Raw genomic sequence first — 1,098 nt, 5'->3', positions numbered from 1 at the left:
CCTACGTATTGAAAGTCTACAGCTGCTACAGACTTGCCATCTTCAGAGAAGCAAAAGTTTGCCAACTTGGCGTCGCCATGTACGAAGGTTTGATAAGGGCTGCTTGCGAGTGCGAAGTCGATTCGTGAGGCAGCGCTCTTTAGTGCTTGATCTTCTAGTGCTTCAAGCTCATCAGGGCGAGTATCGAGGTGCCAATATGTCCCTGTTTTCCATAAAGAGTCGGGTGCGTGCCCCATAAATTTGGCATGGAAGTTAGCTAGCCAGCCCAAGCAAGTGTGCATGTCTGTAAGCTTTGCTGACTCTTTTACAATAGGAAAACCTTCGGCTGCAAGGTCTTCCATGATGATTAAAAACTCACCCTCAGAGCTTGCAGTGTCCAAGCACTTTGGGACTCTGCTAGATTCATCGCATAGTGCGCTAAAATCTCTATACCAGGCACACTCAACTTGATAGGAGTATATTTTTCGTTGATGAGAGCGCTGAGTATTCCAGCCTCTGGGGTGCTGACTTTTTTCAGGAAGCTTAACGTGTTTTACGATGACTTGGCTTGCCTGACAGCCTTCCAACTTGTACCGGCTAATTACTCCGTAACCACTCCATAAGCTTTGGATATCTTCAAGCTTAATAATAGAACGAGCCCTGGTCACGTTTAAAATTTGAGACGATAGCGAATGGCTCATGCTAGGTGGCGCCTATCATTCAAAGCAAATAGCCCCTTTCCTAATCGGTAAAGTACCCAAACGCCAACTGCCAACATAATAGGAACCCCAATGATTGCGCCAATAATGGTCACGATCAGAATCCAGGCAATGACTAAACCAACCAAGGCTTTCCAGAAAGTTGTGATTAACCAGTCAAAGTGGGAATACAAGAAGGTACCGTCGGCATCACCCCGCCAGATATAGCTCATAACCAATGCTATGATCGAAGGCCAGCCGGTAAGGAAAGCCGTCAGAATAAACGCTGGCGTTAACAGGCCACTTATAGCACTAAAAATATGTAAGGCATAAATAAGGTAGGTGATTTTAAGCAAGGATGCTGAAGGCTTACCAGGCATATCGGGGAACATTGAGTTTGCACCTTTATATTGACGGTTTT

Annotated in this window: 2 protein-coding genes; both read right to left on the bottom strand. The window is 45.6% G+C overall.

Translation table 11 applies throughout. From position 1 onward, the window contains the following. Positions 1-680 (bottom strand): phosphotransferase (locus tag A3756_RS00430; protein ID WP_156490133.1); only part of this gene is annotated, 680 nt, incomplete at its 3' end. Continuing rightward, on the bottom strand, positions 677-1,098 hold a 422-nt coding region (locus tag A3756_RS26930; protein ID WP_197481069.1), incomplete at its 5' end, for a hypothetical protein. The genes A3756_RS26930 and A3756_RS00430, both read right to left, overlap by 4 nt.

The organism is Oleiphilus sp. HI0086, assembly GCF_001635225.1.
This window is presented reverse-complemented; position numbering and strand designations above follow the sequence as displayed.